The 18914-nt window shown below is 42.9% G+C and carries 19 protein-coding genes; all 19 read right to left on the reverse strand.

Annotated elements, in window-relative coordinates; translation table 11 throughout:
* The 19 genes from K6Y31_RS12250 to flgG all read right to left on the reverse strand — a co-directional run bounded on the left by K6Y31_RS12250 (window position 1) and on the right by flgG (window position 18902).
* Complete coding sequence (locus K6Y31_RS12250; RefSeq protein ID WP_233053098.1) at window positions 1-1368, reverse strand: AMP-binding protein; 1368 nt, start codon at window positions 1366-1368, stop codon at window positions 1-3.
* On the reverse strand, window positions 1365-2090 hold the full coding sequence (locus K6Y31_RS12255) for an SDR family NAD(P)-dependent oxidoreductase (protein WP_233053099.1): 726 nt from the start codon (window positions 2088-2090) through the stop codon (window positions 1365-1367). The genes K6Y31_RS12250 and K6Y31_RS12255 overlap by 4 nt, the downstream gene beginning before the upstream one ends.
* A gap of 1 nt (window position 2091) precedes the next feature.
* The gene (locus K6Y31_RS12260) at window positions 2092-2331 is read right to left on the reverse strand and encodes an acyl carrier protein (protein WP_233053100.1); all 240 of its coding nucleotides are present in this window, start codon (window positions 2329-2331) and stop codon (window positions 2092-2094) included.
* On the reverse strand, window positions 2331-2873 hold the full coding sequence (locus tag K6Y31_RS12265) for a GNAT family N-acetyltransferase (protein WP_233053101.1): 543 nt from the start codon (window positions 2871-2873) through the stop codon (window positions 2331-2333). Before K6Y31_RS12265 ends, K6Y31_RS12260 begins: the two co-directional genes overlap by 1 nt.
* A gap of 101 nt (window positions 2874-2974) precedes the next feature.
* Window positions 2975-3967: a PseG/SpsG family protein gene (locus K6Y31_RS12270; protein WP_233053102.1), complete on the reverse strand. Its 993-nt coding sequence runs from the start codon at window positions 3965-3967 to the stop codon at window positions 2975-2977.
* Window positions 3968-3971: 4 nt separating this feature from the next.
* Complete coding sequence (gene pseI, locus K6Y31_RS12275) at window positions 3972-4997, reverse strand: pseudaminic acid synthase (protein WP_233053103.1); 1026 nt, start codon at window positions 4995-4997, stop codon at window positions 3972-3974.
* Between the two features lie 16 nt (window positions 4998-5013).
* Window positions 5014-7059 carry a motility associated factor glycosyltransferase family protein gene (locus K6Y31_RS12280; RefSeq protein ID WP_233053104.1) on the reverse strand — a complete coding sequence of 682 codons (2046 nt, stop codon included), beginning with the start codon at window positions 7057-7059 and terminating at the stop codon, window positions 5014-5016.
* Between the two features lie 22 nt (window positions 7060-7081).
* Window positions 7082-7399 carry a hypothetical protein gene (locus tag K6Y31_RS12285; RefSeq protein WP_233053105.1) on the reverse strand — a complete coding sequence of 106 codons (318 nt, stop codon included), beginning with the start codon at window positions 7397-7399 and terminating at the stop codon, window positions 7082-7084.
* Entirely contained in the window at window positions 7389-7823 is a 435-nt protein-coding gene (fliS, locus tag K6Y31_RS12290; protein ID WP_233053106.1) for a flagellar export chaperone FliS, read from the reverse strand. The genes K6Y31_RS12285 and fliS overlap by 11 nt, the downstream gene beginning before the upstream one ends.
* 14 nt (window positions 7824-7837) lie before the next feature.
* Complete coding sequence (gene fliD / locus K6Y31_RS12295) at window positions 7838-9325, reverse strand: flagellar filament capping protein FliD (protein ID WP_233053107.1); 1488 nt, start codon at window positions 9323-9325, stop codon at window positions 7838-7840.
* Window positions 9326-9365: 40 nt separating this feature from the next.
* Window positions 9366-9821 carry a flagellar protein FlaG gene (locus tag K6Y31_RS12300; RefSeq protein ID WP_233053108.1) on the reverse strand — a complete coding sequence of 152 codons (456 nt, stop codon included), beginning with the start codon at window positions 9819-9821 and terminating at the stop codon, window positions 9366-9368.
* Window positions 9822-9882: 61 nt separating this feature from the next.
* A complete protein-coding gene (locus K6Y31_RS12305) occupies window positions 9883-10698 on the reverse strand; it encodes a flagellin N-terminal helical domain-containing protein (RefSeq protein ID WP_233053109.1) in 816 nt (271 codons plus the stop codon).
* A 281-nt stretch (window positions 10699-10979) separates the two neighbouring features.
* On the reverse strand, window positions 10980-11798 hold the full coding sequence (locus tag K6Y31_RS12310) for a flagellin N-terminal helical domain-containing protein (protein ID WP_233053110.1): 819 nt from the start codon (window positions 11796-11798) through the stop codon (window positions 10980-10982).
* A 68-nt stretch (window positions 11799-11866) separates the two neighbouring features.
* On the reverse strand, window positions 11867-13090 hold the full coding sequence (flgL, locus tag K6Y31_RS12315; RefSeq protein ID WP_233053111.1) for a flagellar hook-associated protein FlgL: 1224 nt from the start codon (window positions 13088-13090) through the stop codon (window positions 11867-11869).
* Between the two features lie 5 nt (window positions 13091-13095).
* Window positions 13096-15093 carry a flagellar hook-associated protein FlgK gene (gene flgK / locus K6Y31_RS12320; protein ID WP_233053112.1) on the reverse strand — a complete coding sequence of 666 codons (1998 nt, stop codon included), beginning with the start codon at window positions 15091-15093 and terminating at the stop codon, window positions 13096-13098.
* 145 nt (window positions 15094-15238) lie between these two features.
* Window positions 15239-16288 carry a flagellar assembly peptidoglycan hydrolase FlgJ gene (gene flgJ / locus K6Y31_RS12325; RefSeq protein ID WP_233053113.1) on the reverse strand — a complete coding sequence of 350 codons (1050 nt, stop codon included), beginning with the start codon at window positions 16286-16288 and terminating at the stop codon, window positions 15239-15241.
* 8 nt (window positions 16289-16296) lie between these two features.
* The gene (locus tag K6Y31_RS12330) at window positions 16297-17394 is read right to left on the reverse strand and encodes a flagellar basal body P-ring protein FlgI (RefSeq protein WP_233053114.1); all 1098 of its coding nucleotides are present in this window, start codon (window positions 17392-17394) and stop codon (window positions 16297-16299) included.
* Window positions 17395-17413: 19 nt separating this feature from the next.
* Window positions 17414-18088, reverse strand: coding sequence for a flagellar basal body L-ring protein FlgH (flgH, locus tag K6Y31_RS12335; protein ID WP_233053142.1), 675 nt, complete (start codon window positions 18086-18088; stop codon window positions 17414-17416).
* Window positions 18089-18113: 25 nt separating this feature from the next.
* Window positions 18114-18902 (reverse strand): flagellar basal-body rod protein FlgG, encoded by a 789-nt coding sequence (gene flgG / locus K6Y31_RS12340; RefSeq protein ID WP_233053115.1) that lies wholly within the window; start codon window positions 18900-18902, stop codon window positions 18114-18116.
* Window positions 18903-18914: the final 12 nt, after the last annotated feature.

Consider the following 18914-nt stretch of genomic DNA (forward strand, 5'->3'; position numbering starts at 1 on the left):
TCAAGTGTCCACTTTGCTATTTAGCAACAGGGTTTGATAATCTATTTTGCCATTGCTGAGTAACGGCAATTCGCTGACTTGTTTGATCCGAACCAAGCTCGGGTGGATGGCAAAGGTTAACCGCAAAAACTGTTTTATCTCTTGTTGGCTTACATCACCCACACTCACCACCAGCAGGTTTTCATCTTCACCCAAGGTGACCAGAGTTGAATAACAGTCTTGTTGCAGCCTCTGCTCTAACTCATCCAGACTAAAGCGCACGCCTTGTAATTTAATGATGCGTTTAATTCTGCCGCTAATAACAAAATCACCGTCGTCATCCAGATATGCAAGATCCCCCGTATGCAGTTGCTCCAGAGGGGGAAAATGACTCAAGTCAGACAGGCTGCCTGCATACCCCAGCATAACATTACCACCTTGATAAACCAGCTCGCCTTGTTGTTTGGCTACTGTTATTAACTCCCCATTATCCCCTCGCAGACTCAAAGTACCACCTGGGATCGCTTGGCCAATACAACCCGGTTTAGTGCCTGCTTTAGCTGGATTTAAATACGCTATACGCGCCGTGGCTTCGGTTTGGCCATACATAATAAAAAAGCGTCTTTGGCTTCGTTTGGCCCAAGTCGCAAAATGGCTAGCTAATGAATCACTTAAGCGACCACCTGCTTGGGTGAGCGTGGTTAGATGGGGTAAGTCCATTTGTTCTAATTTAAGCCGAGCGAGCATTTGGTATTGCGCGGGTACCGCCGCCAAATGGGATATTTGCTGCTCTTTCATTAACGCCCAAAAGCCTTTGCTCATGACCGACTCACTGGTTAATACCGTTTGCGCCCCAGCGAATAAATGGGAATGCAACACAGATAAACCATATGAGTAATGCAAGGGCAAGCTAGTGATCGCGCGCTCTGTTGGCGTTATGTCTAAATATTCAATGATGGACTGGGCGTTACTGATAATATTTTGCAGCGATAAACAGACGTATTTTACCGTCCCTGTTGAGCCCGAGGTGGCTAGCATCAGGGCTAGTTCATTGGCCAAGCTATGAGTGAGTTCGCTTTGTAATTCCAGCCCTGCAGCACTTGAATAACAGTAATTGGCTTGAAAATGCGCAATCGTCGCCGCTTTTTGTTCGCGGGCTTGTTTGGCATCGAGCAATAACGCAACATGGCCGGCATCAAGGCAGGCAAGATACATCAAGGTTGCAGCTAACGAGTTATCCATTTCAATGGCAATTAGCTGCCTAGGCTTGCCTTGAAGTGGCAAAAGGCAGTGCGCAAAATGATTAGTCAGCTCACTGAATTTCAGCTGCAGCTCATTGTCAATCAATGCAATACCTTGGTGCTGAAAATGAGGGGCAAGATACCTCATAAACTCCAGCCACCATCGATAGCGATCACTTGCCCAGTGATATATTGGCTTTCATTACTGGCAAGAAATAGTGCCAATTGTGCGACCTCTTGAGGTAAACCCAAACGCTGCATGGGAATGTCGGCTAAGGTTTGCGCCAAAGTCTGCTCAGTTAAATTGTCCAGTAACGATGTGTCTATGCTGCCAGGGGCAATGGCGTTGACGCGTACTTTTTGACCGGCCAGCTCAAGGGCAAGATTTTTGGTCAAAGCTTCAACACCTGCCTTGCTAGCGCTATAAACGGCTTGGCCTAAGGTGGCTTTTTGTGCCAGCACCGAGCTTACATTAATAATGCTGCCGCCTTTTTTGCTCATCAATCTGGCGGCAAATTGGCTAAGGGGAAATAAAGCAAACAGATTAGTGGCAAAGCTTTGCTGCAGATTATCACTCTTGATAAAGCCAAACCCCTTGGGCTCCATGATACCCGCATTGTTAATTAACACATCAAGCCCTCCTTGTTTTTGCAGCCAAACAAAAAACGGCTTGATGTTGTCGGTTTGGGTAATATCCAGAGGATAAATGTCTAACTTTTCTAAGCGCTGAGCTAGCTGTTCAAGTTTGTCTTTGCTGCGCGCAACAGCTATCACTTTTGCGCCTTCGCTTAGCATCAGCTCAGCCATGGCTAAACCTATACCCTGACTGGCCCCTATGATAACAACGGTTTTATTAACAAGGCGCTGCATATTAAAATTCGATATCGTAACGCGCTAAAATTTCGCGGGCCTTGGCTACCGAGCTCATGTCGATAATGTCATCGGTATCGAGCATGATTTCAAACTCGGCCTCAAGCTGCGCTATCAGCACCATGTGTGCCGTTGAATCCCACTGCGGGATAGTGTTGTATTGTAATGAATCAACCACCAGCTCTGGCGCTATGGTTAAGGCTTCACTGAATAAATGCACTAATTTTTCGTTATTTGTCATTATCTAATAAACCGTGTTAATTTCGCTTTGCTGGCCTCATAGTCAGCTAATGCCAACGTCATTGAAACCTGCTCATTATCTTGATTATCTATCACATAGCCCAATTGCTGATTAAAATTTAAAGCCGCCTGATTACTGGGCAACACAGTGGCGATCAGCTGCTTCGCCTTGAGTTCATCAAAACAATAATCGGTTAAGGCCAAGGCAACACAAAAAGCAAGAAATGTGCCCCGGTATTTAGCCGCGCCTAGGTATAAGCCAGTTTCCAGAATTTGCCCAGCTTGCTGTAAAGGCATCTTAGTTGGTGATTTTATATTGGCATAACCAACCAATTGCCCTTTATATTCCAGCGCAAAATGTTGCTGCGACTTTTGCTGAGCTAACCCTTTAAACCAAACCTGCTGTTGTTGCACTGTAATTAATTGCTGATCTAGCATTTGGCTGCGAATATCGTGCTGGTTACGCCATTGCCGCAACGTTTCGATATCGTCTGCGGCAATGTCTCGAAGCACCATTTTATATGCTGAGATTGCTTGTTTCATGACCAGCTAATCCATTGATTTATCTATGCTAGCTATTGTGAGATGTTTTCACTGCTTTGTGAAGGTTAGCAAGCAAGCAATATGCGCTAGCACTAAAGTTTTTACCTTTTTGTCACCAGAATTTGCTCGATAAGCAAGGTTGCAATGCGCATCGCACCTTGGCCATCCACGGCAGCACTCGCAGCTTGACTACGTTGTAGCAACTCACTTGGGCTATTTAAGGTATCTTCTAAAAAGGATTTCAGCCTTACATGATCTAATTGCTCTGCATTTTCAACCATTTGAAAGTCGAGCCAACCTTGCTGTTTGCCTTGCTCCACTGCCGGCAATTGATTTGGCGTAACGGCATACGCAAAACAAGGTATGCCCGCTTTGGCCAATTCAAATAAAGAGCCGCCAGCTGCGGTCACAGCAAAACGACAATTTTGCATACGCTGCGCCATATTCTCCACATTATTGAAATAGCTAACCTGATGACGTTGACACCAACTAACTATTTCATCGGCATTAGATATCGCAGGTCCTATGATGACATCCAATAACTCAGCATAGCTCCAAGCTTGCAATAATTTGCAAACGGGTAACGTCAACTTGGCAACGTCACTCGCGCCCATCATAACTAATATCCGGTCTCGGCTGGTTACTTCAACAAATGGAGTTAAACAAAATTGCTGCCTTAATATGGCAAATGATGAGCCGATCAATTTATCCCCAGTAAAATGAGCGTAAGCCTTGCCAGCAATAGGGTTAGTCAACATACTTGCGGAAAGGCCCCCTCGATTATCCTCATCATCCAGTAGTAGGCTTACAGTTGCTTGGCCATAAGCGGCAATTTGTTGGCCTGTCAGTTGATAACTATCTAAGACGACGCCATCAAATTGCTTTGCTAGCAAGATAGCTGTCGCTTCATCGGCGAAGGGAAGAATTGAGTATTTTGCTAGTAACTCCTTGGCTTGCAGGCAAAAATGACCAGTAAAGCTGACTTTTTCACCTTGTTGTACTAATACCTGAGCTAATGCAAGACAGCGAATTAAGTGACCAAAGCCTATCTCATGACTAGCATCGACACGAACTAATATCTGCAGGTTTGCCATATCCTTAGTCTAACAAAGTCCAATCAAGTGGCATTCCCACCTCAAGATCTTGGGCGGCTACTCTACCCTGCACTTGCTCCCAATATTTGGGAGCAAGGCCTAACCCAGGACGAACGATGCGCAAGTTCTGCTCATTAAAACGCTCACCTTGCTTGATCGGTTTTGCCACATAAATAGAGCGACGGTAACGTTTTGCCGCTTCCTCTTTTGCCGTACCACCATAAGTAACTTGGCCAAGGGCATCAATGGCGCGGCGGCTTTCTATAATTAAGCTCTTAAGTTCATTAGGCTCTATGGAAAATTCTGCATCAACACCACCTTGACTACGATCCAGCACAAAGTGTTTTTCGATAATCCTTGCACCTAAGGCAACAGATGCTATTGCTGCGCCGATGCCTTGGGTATGATCAGATAAACCAACAGGACAAGCAAAGGCTTGCTGCATATGTGGAATAGTCAGCAAATTAGTGTCAGTCGCCGCTGCAGGATAGGTACTGGTGCATTTTAATAAGGCTATTTCGCCCGCACCATGCTGGCGTAAACAGCTAACTGCTTCATCTATTTCGGCTAAACTAGCCATACCAGTTGACAAAATAATAGGCTTGCCCGTTGCGGCGACCTTTTTTAACAGCGGAATGTCGGTGTTTTCAAATGACGCTATTTTATAACAAGGGACATCTAGCGATTCGAGAAAATCTACCGCACTACTATCAAAGGGTGAACTAAAGGCAAGCATGCCCAGTTCACGTGCTCTATCAAACAAGGCTTTATGCCATTGCCATGGTGTAGAAGCTTTACCATAAAGATCATATAAAGATTGGCCAGACCAGAGGCTATCCTTTTCTTGGATAACAAATTCACCTTGACGTAAATCTAGGGTCATGGTTTCTGCGGTGTAAGTTTGTAACTTAATCGCATCAGCGCCAGCTTGCGCCGCCGCCTCGACCATTTGGATGGCTAAATCAAAATCTTGATTGTGATTGCCGGATAACTCGGCAATCACAAATAATTCATGATTTAAAAAAGGCAAAATATAATTCCTACTATTATTTACGCCAGAGTTCATGGACCGGAGTTTGGTCAACTGAAAGTAACTCTTCTTTATACTTAGCTTTAGCTTTTCGCATATATTCAGCAACTATCTTCATGCCTTTTTTGTAAGACTCTAAACCATCGTCTTGGTCTTCGGCTGAAATAAGCATTCGAGAAATAAGGGTGTGAGTATATAATAAACTACCGCGCATCATATCTCTAAAGTAAATATTCTTGTCACGGCCACCTGCAACGACATATGAGAATTGGCTATACATATTAGTTATAGCTTCAAAACGATCATTTACCTCAACCTCTGTATACGCAATAACATCATCAACAAACGATTCAAAATCAAGAGTATCTAACTTCGTTTTAATCGCCTGCGCAATTCCTTCAGGTGCCAAAGAATAATATTCATAAATATTATCAATTAACTGCTGTTTGTCTAATGCGACAGGTTCAAAGTACACATTTTCAGCTCGCATAGGGTTGGCACCATGAATGTATGCCCCATCACTCAAGTTATAGCAACGAACATCACCAGCCAATCGAATAAACCCACTGAGAGACTCCATCGAATAACCAAAAACATTACTAGTTTCCACTTCCCCACCAAAGTTGCCAGGAACGGTTATAGAAGTTTTATTCTTAATATTGAACAAACCTTTCTCTTTACCCTCTTGGTCGTAATATATACTGTCTTTACTGTGATGCTGACCTTTTGGAAACCCTAGATCAGTGCCAACAAAATAGAAGGTTCTGAAACCAACGGCATGAAGAACACTTAAAGCGCAGTTCGTTACTGTTGGGTTGCTGAATAACATCTGATGTATTTTAGCAGCCTCACCACCAACTTGATTAGCCAATATAGTTGATGGTTCATCAACCTTAAGTGAAAACATGCTCCGCTTAAATAAGCTAGGGACATCTGGTGATAAAATACTACTGCCGAGGAAGTTTATTTGTTTTAAGACATCATGCGGTAAAGCGCTAACAATACCGTAAGTAGTCGCGGTTCGCTCTTGCTCAATGTGAAAATCAGGTACGATATCATTTTTCAATAAAGCCCTTAGGGCAGTACCACAGCTAACAACTATAATCTGAGAATTGAATTTTTTAATTAAAGCAATATTTTTATCAAGTGAAGGCCCATTGGCACAAATAAATACAGGAATATTTACATTGTCCTCAATTGGAGATTTTTTTTCTATACAAGATACGCCTTGTTCGAGCAGGTGATAGAAGTGAGAAACCGCAATAAGGGCATCATCAAAAAAACCAAAGCCATAAACGAGTGAGTAAGATTTTTGCTGAAAGAGTTTAAACGCTTTATCAATTTCCACACTTTGATAATGCTTATATAAAAAGCTAAGGGACAAATCATAACGTCCCTTCACAAATAATTCATTGCCCAAGTCTGAGAAAAATTCATTTTCATTACCCCCCAAGCATAAGTGTATAGAGCTCCCCTGCTCATCAAGTTGTTTTAAAATAGATGCCCAATCAATTAGATATAGAGAAGAGTAGAAAAAATCCTGATTAGGTTCATAAATATAAATACGTTTAGCTTTGTGATCTGCCATTAGTGGTTCTAGGAAAAACCCCGTTCCTAACCCGAAGCATATCAATAAACCAAAAGATTCAGGTAATGGATTACGCTGCTTACCCACTCTTTGCCAGTGATCTTTTTCTAGCTCTGTCAACTTAAAAAGTTGATCAACATGAATAAATTTAGCTGGGTTCCAAGCGTTTTGAGCTATTGTAAAATTACTAATTTCTGGCAATTCCCGAAAATACTCAAAATCCATCAATGCAGCTCTATACGCATCGCCTTGAAACAGTAACTCATCATTGTGAATATTTACAAGGTCTACGCTACTTTTTGTCAGAGCAACTTCAAAGTTGGTCGGCTGGTAATGCTCAAAGCATTTTGCGATATCAGGAATATAATCAGCAAAAGCAGCTATATTTTTTTGGAATCGAGCATGGTAGTCAGGTGCTTGATACTTAATCTGAGCTATTTTTTCTTCAATTGACACATGGACTGTCTGTTCCATTATCTATCCTTAAAATTGTAACTTACAAGCCTTTTATATTGATATACTTATTAATGGCTTTATATGTTTTATTAGTATTAAGCTCTTGTGCTTTTAAGGCTTGTTTATGCAGTTCTAATTTTTTTAAGTTCTTACGATCGCTTTTTAATAAAGCAACAAAAAAATCGTAGTGTTGATTAGATGTATCAGCAGGGAGGCTTTGAAAAAATGACTTTATTTCAACTAGACGCAACTCCAGTAAGCGAGTGGCATCATCAAACATTCCTTTTTCGACAGCCTGCTCTGATTGCTCTGAAAAAAAAGCAATTTGAGCAAGTAAGCTGTTTGGATCATTCGCCATGCTTTGCTTCTGGTGTTGACATTTTTGCTCTTAACTCTTCGGCTTCTTGCTTATCTGACTCTGAAATATTTGCCCAAGCTTCTTTCAAAGGAGAGATCAGTTGATAGACCTCATCAAGTTGAGTACCCGATGAGTCAGCCTCACTTAGCCGGCGGATTACATAATCGTAAAGTTGATAAAAATTGTTACCTATCTCTGGATAAACATCCATATTGATGCCATCTTGAAGACCTGCAACTATATTAATGGCTTTATTTATTGCAATTGCCTTTCCCTCAAAATCCTTTCTCTGGATACAGCCTTTTGCTGTTGCTACAGAGTCTAATAATCCCTTCATTAACATAAGGATAACTCGGTGGGGATCAGCAGCTATCACTCCTGATTCTTTGCTTATCTGGCTATAAGCCCTAACATTAGCTCGCATCTTTACTCTCCGATCTATTTATCTTTTTTAGGTGGATTTAGCACACTTTCTAGATATGCTCCTGTGGCATTATATTTTGCAACAGTTGCGTCTAATGCGGTGTATTTTTTCCTTAGTGTTGATTCATAGTCTTCTATATAACGATCTAACTGAATACGGTCATCCGAAATATCTTTTAATGAATCATTTAGTGCCTGCTCTCGTTTCTTAACAACACCATCTGAAGCCAAATAGGACCCAGTTAGGCTACTAAGCTTAGTCGCAACACCATCTCCACCTGCAAAAACTTTGCCAAGATTCGAAAGATTATTCTTTATCGCATCATCTAAACGTTGCTGTCCGCTGGGTTGTCCACCCAAACCAATTGATGATATTTCCAATCTGCCACTTTCATTCATGGTTATGCCCATATCATAAAGCATACTCATAGTTGGGTCTTTAATGCCATCACCATTGGTATCCGTTGCAGCTTCTACTAGGCTTTTTACTGAGCCACCAACAACGCTTCGCATGGTCGATTCAAGCTGGCGCAAACTAGAGTCAAACGCCATAACCCCTTTCTTTGGTTCACTTAAAGCTGACATCGTATCTTGTAGCTTATTATAACCCGCTATAAATTCATTGATGACTTCTTTTATAGCTTCAGTGTCAGTACCCACTGTCAAACTTATGGCGCTACCGTTTGTTAATTCTGTTGTGTTAAGGGTAATACCAGAAATAGCGTTTTCAAATGTGTTTGTATTACTAGTGATGGTTTGACCATCCACTGAAATTTTCGCACTCGTTGCATAACCTGCTGCAGCAGCCGCAGCTGGATCTGCAGGCTCGAGAGCAGGATCTAGAGAGGCTGCTAATGATGCCAAGTTGCCACTGCCGACACCAGTTCCGTCTAAAGCGCCAACTTCACTAACGTTTAAAGTATTCCCACTGCCAGTGAGCTCCGAGTTATATACTAAAACAGGTCCAGCATCAGAATTAATAATATTTGCTTTAACGCCAAAATTACTATCAGCATCGTTTACTTTGTTCAGAATATTTTCAATAGTATCTCCGGCTTCAACCTCAACAACAAACTCTTCAGAGCCAGCTGAAAATTTTAGAAACCCTGCACCTAAAGTATCAGTCTTAACATTAGTACCTACACCTAAATTGCTAGCAAGGCGTGAGCCTTGTGCTAATGCATTAACTTCAACATTAAAGGTACCACCCGATACAACACCATCAGTTTTTACGCCTAATTGCGAACTCGAATCTGAACTACTACCTTGATAGCGAAAGCTAGCACTGTTTTGATAAAACGATTCTGGATCGCTTATTTTTGATAAGGTCTTCTGAAAATTTGATAATGCGGATTTAAGAGTACCGACTCCTGATAATTGAGCGGTAAGATCTAGCTCTTTTTGATTAAGCCTCTGCACTTTTGGCGACTTTTCAGCCTGAACAAAAGTGTTAATAATACTTTCAAGGTCTAAGCCCGAACCAATACCTGCTATAGTTGCCATGATTAGACCTCACTCTATATAAAATTATCATACTAATACATTATGCAATACCGTCAATCAACATCCCTATTTTGCTGGAAAAATCTGTTTCGAGGGCCTTAATTTTTTCAGCTATTTTGAGAAACTCCTCACTCGGCATTTGCTTTACGGTTTCGTTAGTGTTTTTGTCAATAACCTTTATAACCATCTTTTCAGTTGAATCATCAATTGAAAAACTGACGCCACGCTTATTACTATCGATGAACTTATGTACTGTTGAAATTGCGTCTTCAACGTCAACTTTATCCACTTTCTCAACGTTGTTATGATCCTTTAATTTATCTGTATCCTCTACGCGCTTCGTTGAGGTAACACTTGCGCTTACTGAACTGTCAATTCCAGTTGTGTCTTTGGATAGAATTGTTGAGTTATCTGATTTTCGAGGATCATTTTTAAATGAAGAAGCACCAGTCAATAAAGAGGGATCTGCAACGTAAATCTGATTGGTCGTTTTCATAATACTCATCCTCTAGATCGTAAAGTACCCGCTAGCGCGGGTACTTTCATTGGTATAACTATTAACCAATTAATGATAGCGCAATTTGTGGCTGTTGATTAGCTTGAGCCAACATCGAACTTGCTGCTTGTTGCATTACTGTATTTCTTGCCATTGAAGCTGACTCTGCCGCGAAATCTGCATCCATAATACGAGATTTTGACGCTGAAACATTTTCAGCAATGTTTGATAAGTTACGTATAGTAGAAGAGAAACGGTTTTGCTTCGCACCTAATTCTGCACGTACATCATTCACTGTAGCCAATGCCGTGTCTAAATCAGCAACAGCGGTTTGAGCGTTAGCAGATGTTGAAATACCAGCATCAACACCAAGAGTTGCAACAGTCATAGCAGAACTAACTGACACACTAATAGTTTGGTTAGCATCGGCACCGACTTGGAAGGCCGCAGTGTAACTACCATCGAGTAGTTTTACGCCACCAAATGTAGTCGTGCTTGAAATTCGATCAATCTCGTTTTGCAGTTGAGTGTATTCTTTATTCAACGCAGCACGGTCAGCAGATGTGTTTGATCCGTTTGCTGATTGAAGAGCCAAAACCCGCATACGCTGTAACATGTTGGTTGTTTCTTCAAGCGCACCTTCTGCAGTTTGTGCTAGTGAAATACCATCATTGGCGTTACGCGCACCTTGGTTCAAACCGTTGATCTGAGCTTGTAAGCGAGAGCCAATTTGCATACCAGCAGCATCATCTTTGGCACTATTGACACGTAAGCCAGAGGATAGACGTTGAAATGATTGTGATAGGTTATTAGTTGAATTAGTTAGGTTACGTTGTGAGTTCATTGACTGCACGTTGGTATTTACATAAAGAGCCATGGTATTTCTCCTATTAAGCCTTGATATCTAGGGTCTGCTGCTTAAACTTGATGTTGCCACAGCCCTTTGTGTTTGTTTGCACCATTATTTCGTGCTCATAAACTGTATCGGCTTGCCGGAAAAATCCTTGAACATTTTTTATCACTTTATTTAAATTAAATATATACCATTGATAAATAAAAGAATATTAGCTCTATAAAAGTTATTGAGGGGGAGGGGTTAACGGAATTTAATAAAAAGAAAAAAGGGAAAGCCCCAAAAATGGGGCTGAGGATCACTCCTCACCCATTTAGAAGAGATAGTGCTATTTGCGGCTGCTGATTTGCTTGAGAAAGCATAGTACTCGCGGCCTGCTGCATAACAGTGTTCCTTGCCATCGCTGCAGATTCATGAGCAAAATCAGCGTCCATGATACGTGATTTTGATGCTGAAACGTTTTCCGCAACGTTCGTTAAGTTACGAATGGTGGAAGAAAACCGGTTCTGTTTCGCACCAAGCTCTGCCCGTACATCGTTAACTTCAGATAATGCGCCATCTAATGCGGATATTGCAGTTTGGGCATTAGAGGCAGTTGAAATTCCAGCTGCAACGCCTAAATTCGCAACTAGCATCGCTGAAGTAACTTTTACATCAATAGTCTGGTTAGCATCTGGACCTACTTGGAACGCCGCACAATATGTACCATCTAGCAATTTTACGCCACCAAATGTGGTGGTACATGAAATTCGATCTATTTCACTTTGTAGCTGAGTATACTCTTTATTCAACGCAGCACGGTCAGCAGAAGTATTCGAACCATTTGCCGATTGTAAAGCCAACACCCGCATACGCTGTAGCATATTCGTTGTTTCTTCTAATGCCCCTTCAGCCGTCTGAGCCAATGAAATGCCATCATTAGCATTTCGTGCACCTTGATTTAAGCCATTAACCTGTGTTTGAAGACGAGTGCCTATCTGTAAGCCTGCTGCGTCATCTTTTGCACTGTTAATCCTAAGACCAGAGGATAAACGAGTAAAAGAAGTGCTTAATTCATTACTCGCTTTAGTTAAATTTCGTTGCGAGTTCAGAGACGCAACGTTGGTATTTACATATAGTGCCATTTTTTTATCTCCATAATTTCCAACACTAATAAACAAGCAACATATGTGCCATTTATTTAAAAAATCAGCTAAACATAATCAAACAAAGACAAACTCGTTACTTTGTTAAAGGTTGAGTAGGCGACTTGCATCGCCATTTCTTGCTGGGCTAGCTTAGCCGATGCCTCTGCATAGTCGGTCTCAGACAGCCCTGCCCTAGCTTCTTGATTTAAAATATCAAATGAAGTGTTTGACGCTTCAACCCGTTTCATTGTATTTATGCGAGAACCAATTTGCCCTATGACCCCCAGTACTGAGTCAGCCGTGTTTTTAAAACCAACTGAGACATCCTTTAGAATTGGCTGTAAATCAGCCTGCACTATGGTGGGATTCAATAAAGCATTCTTAAAGTCTTCCAAGTGGTTCAGCACATTTTCATTTCTAGGAGGGTCTAAGTTAATTTGAGCCGTTGTACCAGCAGCCCCATTCATGGTTATTTTCATACCGGCAAAACTGATTGCCTCACCTGGCACATAGTTGCCGCCAACGGCTGGAGATAATGGCACACCTGCAGCATCCTGAATGATAAAAGTATCTGGCGTCCCAGCAGTTGTAACTATGTTCAACCTACTAGCACTCGGGTTAGCAAAGTCATAACTCCCCTTGTGATAGTTATCAAATTGCTCTTGTGCTGTAATCTCAACGGTGATGCTACCTGCAGAAGGAACGCCGTTAGCGGTATAACGTGCAGGCACTTTTTCAAAAATGTCCAATCCAGAATCGCCTTGCTGTACAAATACACTGGGCGAAATTTGAATTTGGTTCGTTACACCATCACCTTGGAATTCATAGCGGCCAGTTGCTGGGTTTTTCGCAAAAGCTTGAGTACCTGACTGACTGCCGGAAAAAATAAAGTCACCGCTAGCATTACGTGCATTCATCAAGTCATATATTTCACTTTGCAAGCCTTCAACTTCTGTGGCTGTTGATGCTCGTTCTTGTGCAGATAAGGTGCCGTTGTTAACAGCGATAGCTAATACACGCGCCCTATCAATCGCTCGCTGAATTTTATCTAGTGTCGACTCTTCGACACTTAAGCCACCTGTTACCAGTGTCGAATTTTTGATGTATTGCTTATTCGCTTCAATCACTTCTGATAAACGATTGGTTTTGGCAAAACCGGTTGGGTCTTCAGACGCCAATTGAAAGCGCTCACCACTAGTAAGTTGATGCTGAGTCTTAACTATATTGCTGGTGCTACTGGCCATGTTGGCCGTACTAGCATAAAAAATTTGGTTAGTTGAGATACGCATGAATATTACCTCGCCGCATTCAATAAGGTATCAAAGGTGGCTCTAGCAGCACTGACTATTTGCGCTGCAGCACTATAAGATTGTTGGAATTTCAATAAATTAGAAGCTTCTTCATCAAGATTCACGCCTGATACGCTTTCATGCCAGTTAGTGCTTTGATCCAGTTTGGCCACCGAGGCTTGCGCCGCAACAATGGCATTACCAGTGCGCTCACCAATGCTCGATTGCATGCGAGAGAAGCCTTCGTGCAACGTCATTAAATTGTCGCCTGATGCGACGACATTTTTACGCATTAAGCTTTGGTTTTGTAAATCTGCCATTTTTAGGCCGTTGCTGTTATCGGCAAAGCCGTTGTCGTTAAATCCAATGGAGAATGTCTCGCCATGGAGCGGATTGCCCGTTAGGCTAATTTCATAACCGGGATCTGTGATAGCAGGCACAGCGTTCGCTAATAGGTTCTCTCCACTGCCAGGAGGACTCGTCACACTACCCAGTAAATTTGCGGGGCTATTGCCGTCATAGATTTCATAAACGATGTTACCGCCAGAGGTATTTATCAATACTTGCTGTGGCGCAGCAGCAGTTAGCCCCGTCGTTGCGTTAAAAGCATAGGTATCGGTTGCCGTTACCCCTTCTAACTCAATATGGGCTTTACTGGTATTGGTAGAAGTCGTATCCACTCGAATAGGTGACGCCAGCGCGAGCTCTTCAGGGCGCACCATGCTGATATCAATTAAATCAGCGGCATCCCGGGTTGGCTGAACTAAAAATTGATCACCTGCCACATACGGCGGCGGATCAAAATCAAATTTAAGCCCGTGACTTGGAATTTCAATACTGCCGGGCAATGCCCCTACTATATCGCCAGCAGGGATAAGGCTACGTTGGCCATTTTCTAATGCATAAACCTCAAAGGTATTAGCCCCTGTCATCTTAACTTCATAGTCAGCAGCCGTAACAGCACTGCCTAGGCCCGGTAAAAAACTACTGGTAATCCCTTTTGAAGAATCTGAATTGCCAGAGTAATTGTGAGACGTTGTGGTAGGCAACTCAAAAATATCGCCACCAATATTACCATCTAGGTCCATCCCTAACCGGTTTTGGGTATTAAACGCATCGGTAATTGCAATGGCTAGCTGGCCCATACTGTTTCTAACTTTGCCTATTTCTTGATCGCGAAAATCAAACAAAGCGGCCAGCTTACCACCAGCGGTGGTACCGTTAATGCCAACGCTGACGCCGGCGATAGAATACTCTAAATCACTTTTACGGCCATCTGGATCTCCCGGAACAACTTTAAATTGCGAATATTCAATACCCATCACTAACGGTTCGCCATTGCGAAGCATCACCTGCACTGCGCCACTCTTACCGTCGATAACCGAAATATCAACCTTTTCAGCTAATAAGCGAAGCGCTTCGTCACGATGATCTAATAAAGCCCCCGAAGCGCCGCCCGGTAAATTATTGGCTTGCATCACTTCTTTGTTTAGCTCGCCCAAGTTCTTAATCAAAGCATTGGTTTCAGACACTTCGGTACCAATCTCTTTATTGACGATTTTTTCTTGCTCACTGTAATTTTTAGCCAGCATATTATAAGTGCTGATCAGCGATTTCAGCTCGCCTAGCATGAGCTGTCGCGTATCGAGAGAAGTGGGGTCGTCATTAGCGGTATGAACTGATTGGTAAGTCGAATCAAAGGCTGTGCCTAAGTTATTGGCCTTATCACTCATCATGGCGTCGGTGCGCTGCAGCTCAAAGCTCAACGCTTGGGCATAGGCATTAATACTGGTGTCGCGGCGCATTTCACCTTGAGCAAATTGATCTAACACGCGGCGATCAACAATGCCTGATACACCGGCATTAAATTGGTCTGACACGGCAATATTGCGCTGACGCGTATAACCCTCAGTATTAATATTTGAAATATTATTACCTGTGGTCGCCAGCATGCGCTGAAACGCATTAATACCAGATGTGCCAATTTGTAATAGATCTGCCATAACAACCTCTGTTTCTTCCCAGGCCCGAAACGGACACCGACGGAAAACAATCACTTGTTATTGCAATGCATTAAATATGCCAATTATATTTGGTGAGTTATCAAGTGGATGAGGAAAAGAGCGGCAACCGCTTGCCGCATCGGCATTAGATATGTGATTCGACTCGTTTTAGTACACTCATCACTTTATCGGCATAGCGCGGATCGGTGGCATAGCCGGCTTTTTGTAGCTGGCGCATAAAACGTTCGGGATCATCGGTGGTTTTGAGGGCATGTTGGTAACGAGGGTTTTGCTGTAAAAACTGCACATAATCGCTAAAGCTTTGTTCAAAATCTTGATAAACGCGAAATTTAGCACGCTCTTTTACTGCAATCCCATCATAGTACTCTAAGGTATCTTTATTAGTGTGGCTTCCTTCCCAACGGCGATCCGCCTTAATATTAAACAAGTTAAAGCTTGAGTCATTATTCATAGTTTGAATAACCTTTTTACCCCAGCCCGTTTCAAGGGCCGCCTGTGCCACCAAAATAGTTGGGCTTACACCAAGTGCTTGCGCCGCTTTTTTAGCAAAAGGTAATAATGACTGAACAAAAGACTCAGGATCTTCAAATTTAACGGCCTTACTGGCCTCGATTTTTAGCAGATCAGCTTCTGATAGTGCCAGCTCTAATGCACGACTTGAGCCCGCTGGGGCATCAGTTTGTTGCGAGGCTGGTAAAACGGAAGGCGATGACAGCTGCTGTGGTCCGTGATTAGAAACACTGCGGCGCGCGGGCACGCTAAAAGCTTCGGGGTTACTATCTGGCATCACGGTGGCAAAAGTTTGACGCCCGGGCATATTGAGTGGCTCACCCTCTTCACGCTGAGTATGGCCATAAGTAGGGTCAAGTTGTCGTGTCAGCACTTCAGCTAACCCCATGGTCCCCGACTGACTTAATTCTAGGGATAGCTGCTGATCTTGCATTTGTTGATAGAACTTCGTGTGGCGATTATTAAACGGACTGTCGGTTTCAAACGCTTCGTTTGCTTGGCGCATGCTTTTGATTAACATCCCAGTGAACATAGCTTCAAACTGCTTAGCTACTTCCGATAATGCACCCTTCTCATCTTTTTGCGCGGCTTCACGCAATGAGTTTAAGCTTTGCACATCATAATATGAGCTGGGTTGTAAATTGCTTGCGCCTAATTTATCCATGTTACCGCCTAGATAATAATTAACTCACCTTGCAGCGCACCTGCTTGCTTTAAGGCTTCTAAAATCGCCATTAAGTCACCTGGCGCTAAACCGACTTGGTTCACTGCGCGAACGAGCTGATCTAAACTGACGCCAGTATCAAACTTAAACATACGGCTGTCTTCTTGGGTGACATTAATTGTACTGTTATCTGTTACTACTGTTTCGCCACCCGCTAATGCATTTGGCTGAGACACAGTTTGCGCCTCTGCGATTGTCACCGTGATCCCCCCGTGAGTAATGGCGGTTGGCAATAAACGAACATCTTTACCAATGACAATGGTGCCAGTACGTGAGTTAACAATAACTTTGGCACTTTCTGACGCAGGCTCAAAATCCAAGTTCTCTAACGTCGCAAGATAAGACACTCGTTGAGAAATATCTCTTGGCGCATAAACTCGAATCGATGTTGCATCCATTGGCTTTGCAGTATTTGGGCCAACTAATTGGTTGATAGTATCAGCCATGCGTTTAGCGGTGCTAAAGTCAGGGCGATTTAAGTTGAAAGTAAGATAGTCGCCATTACCAAAAGGAGACGCAATTTCACGTTCAACAATCGCGCCATTAGAGATTCGGCCAACGGTTGGCGTGTTGATAACCACTTTTGAACCATCTGCACCTTCTGCGCCTAAACCACCGACCACTAAGCTACCTTGTGCAAGGGCATATACGTTACCATCCACCCCTTTTAGAAAGGTTTGCAATAATTCACCGCCGCGCAGGCTCTTAGCCTCACCAATCGCTGACACGGTTACGTCAATTTTTTGACCGGGCTTAGTGAAAGCCGGAAGCTCGGCTGTGATCGCCACTGGCGCGACATTTTTGATTTTAAGTTTCACCCCTTGAGGCACATTAATACCAAAGTTACGCAGCATAGTGGCAAAAGACTGCTCTGAAAACGCACTGCTTTTTTCACCTGTACCAGGTAGACCCACCACTAGACCATAGCCTACTAATTGATTCGAGCGAACTCCCTCAACAGACGAAACATCTTTTATCCGTACCGCTTGGCTATTAAAACTAAGTAGTAGTGCACTGAAGGTAAATATTGCAAGTAAGCGTTTCATAATCTATCCCTTCACTCGTTTATAGCGGCCAAAATGGGCCGTTGAAGAATTTGGTTAACCAACCTTGACGCTGAGTGTTAGCAAAATCACCGGTGCCGCCATATTGAATACGTGCGTTGGCAATGCGCATTGATGATACCGTGTTGTCACTGGCGACATCTTCTGCCCGAACAATACCGGTTAAGCGAACAAACTCATCGCCGTTATTAAGCATGATCCACTTCTCACCGCGAACAACCAAGTTACCGTTACTAAGTACTTTCACCACATTAACGGAAATATTACCGTTCAAGCTGTTACTTTGGTCAGCTTGTCCTTGCGCGCTAAAGGCGCTGGTTTGACCAAGTCCGAGTTCAATCGGATTACCGCCAATTTTAGCTACACCACCTGGGATCGTAACCTGGTCAAGGTTAAAACTATTGCTTTTATCTAAACCAGATTTAGCTTTCTTTTTCGCTGAAGTTGACTCTTCTAAATTAACCGTAATAATATCGCCGACACGATGCGCTTTAATATCGGAATAAAGGTTATTAGCGTATTTGTCTTGGAACAAAGAGCCCGTTTGCACCACTTGTGTTTCGGGATCTTCTGGGATAACTGGCGCAAATTCAGGATCATTTTTAACCGGATCATTAGGCAAAGAGGTACAAGCTGCCAAAGATAAGACAAATAAAGATACTGTGATTTGCTTTATGGTTGATAGATTCATGACTCTCTCCTTACAACTGCTGACTAACAAATGACAACATTTCGTCAACGGATTTAATCACCTTCGAGTTCATTTCATAAACTCGCTGACTTTCAATTAGGTTAACCAGCTCTTCGGTGACATTGACATTTGATGTTTCCAGTGCACCTTGCACAACAGAGCCAATGCCATCATTACCCGGAATACCTTGCAATGGCGCACCACTTGAACCCGTTTCTAAGTACAAGTTCTGCCCGATTGGCTCAAGCCCCGATGGGTTGACAAAATCAGACAAGTTAAGCTGGCCAACGACTTGTGGCTCTGCTTGCCCCGGTACTTGTACCGACACTTCACCATCTTGTGACACGGTAATGGATTGTGCATCTTGTGGCACTTGAATTTCAGGTTGCAGCGGATAACCCGCCCCCGGTGTCACAATCGTGCCTTCATCATTGAGCATGAATTGACCGTTTCGGGTATAAGAAGTGGTGCCATCAGGCATTAATATTTCAAAAAAGCCACGACCATCAATCATCATATCAAGAGAGTTGTCAGTGGTTAAAATATTGCCTTGGTCAAAGTTTTTTTGTGTTGCCACTACTTTTGAGCCAGAGCCCACCATTAAACCAGCAGGCAACTTAGTGTCTTGTGACGAACGACCACCAGGCTGATTAATGGTTTGATACAGTAAATCTTCAAACACAGCGCGGCTTTTTTTGAAGCCGATGGTGCTGGCGTTTGCCAAGTTATTAGAGATGGTCGCAACGTTTACTTGCTGCGAATCTAACCCTGTTTTACTTATCCATAGCGCGGGATGCATAAAGCCTCCTAG

The sequence above is a fragment of the Motilimonas cestriensis genome, from assembly GCF_021295315.1.
Lineage (GTDB): Bacteria > Pseudomonadota > Gammaproteobacteria > Enterobacterales > CBDFNC01 > Motilimonas > Motilimonas cestriensis.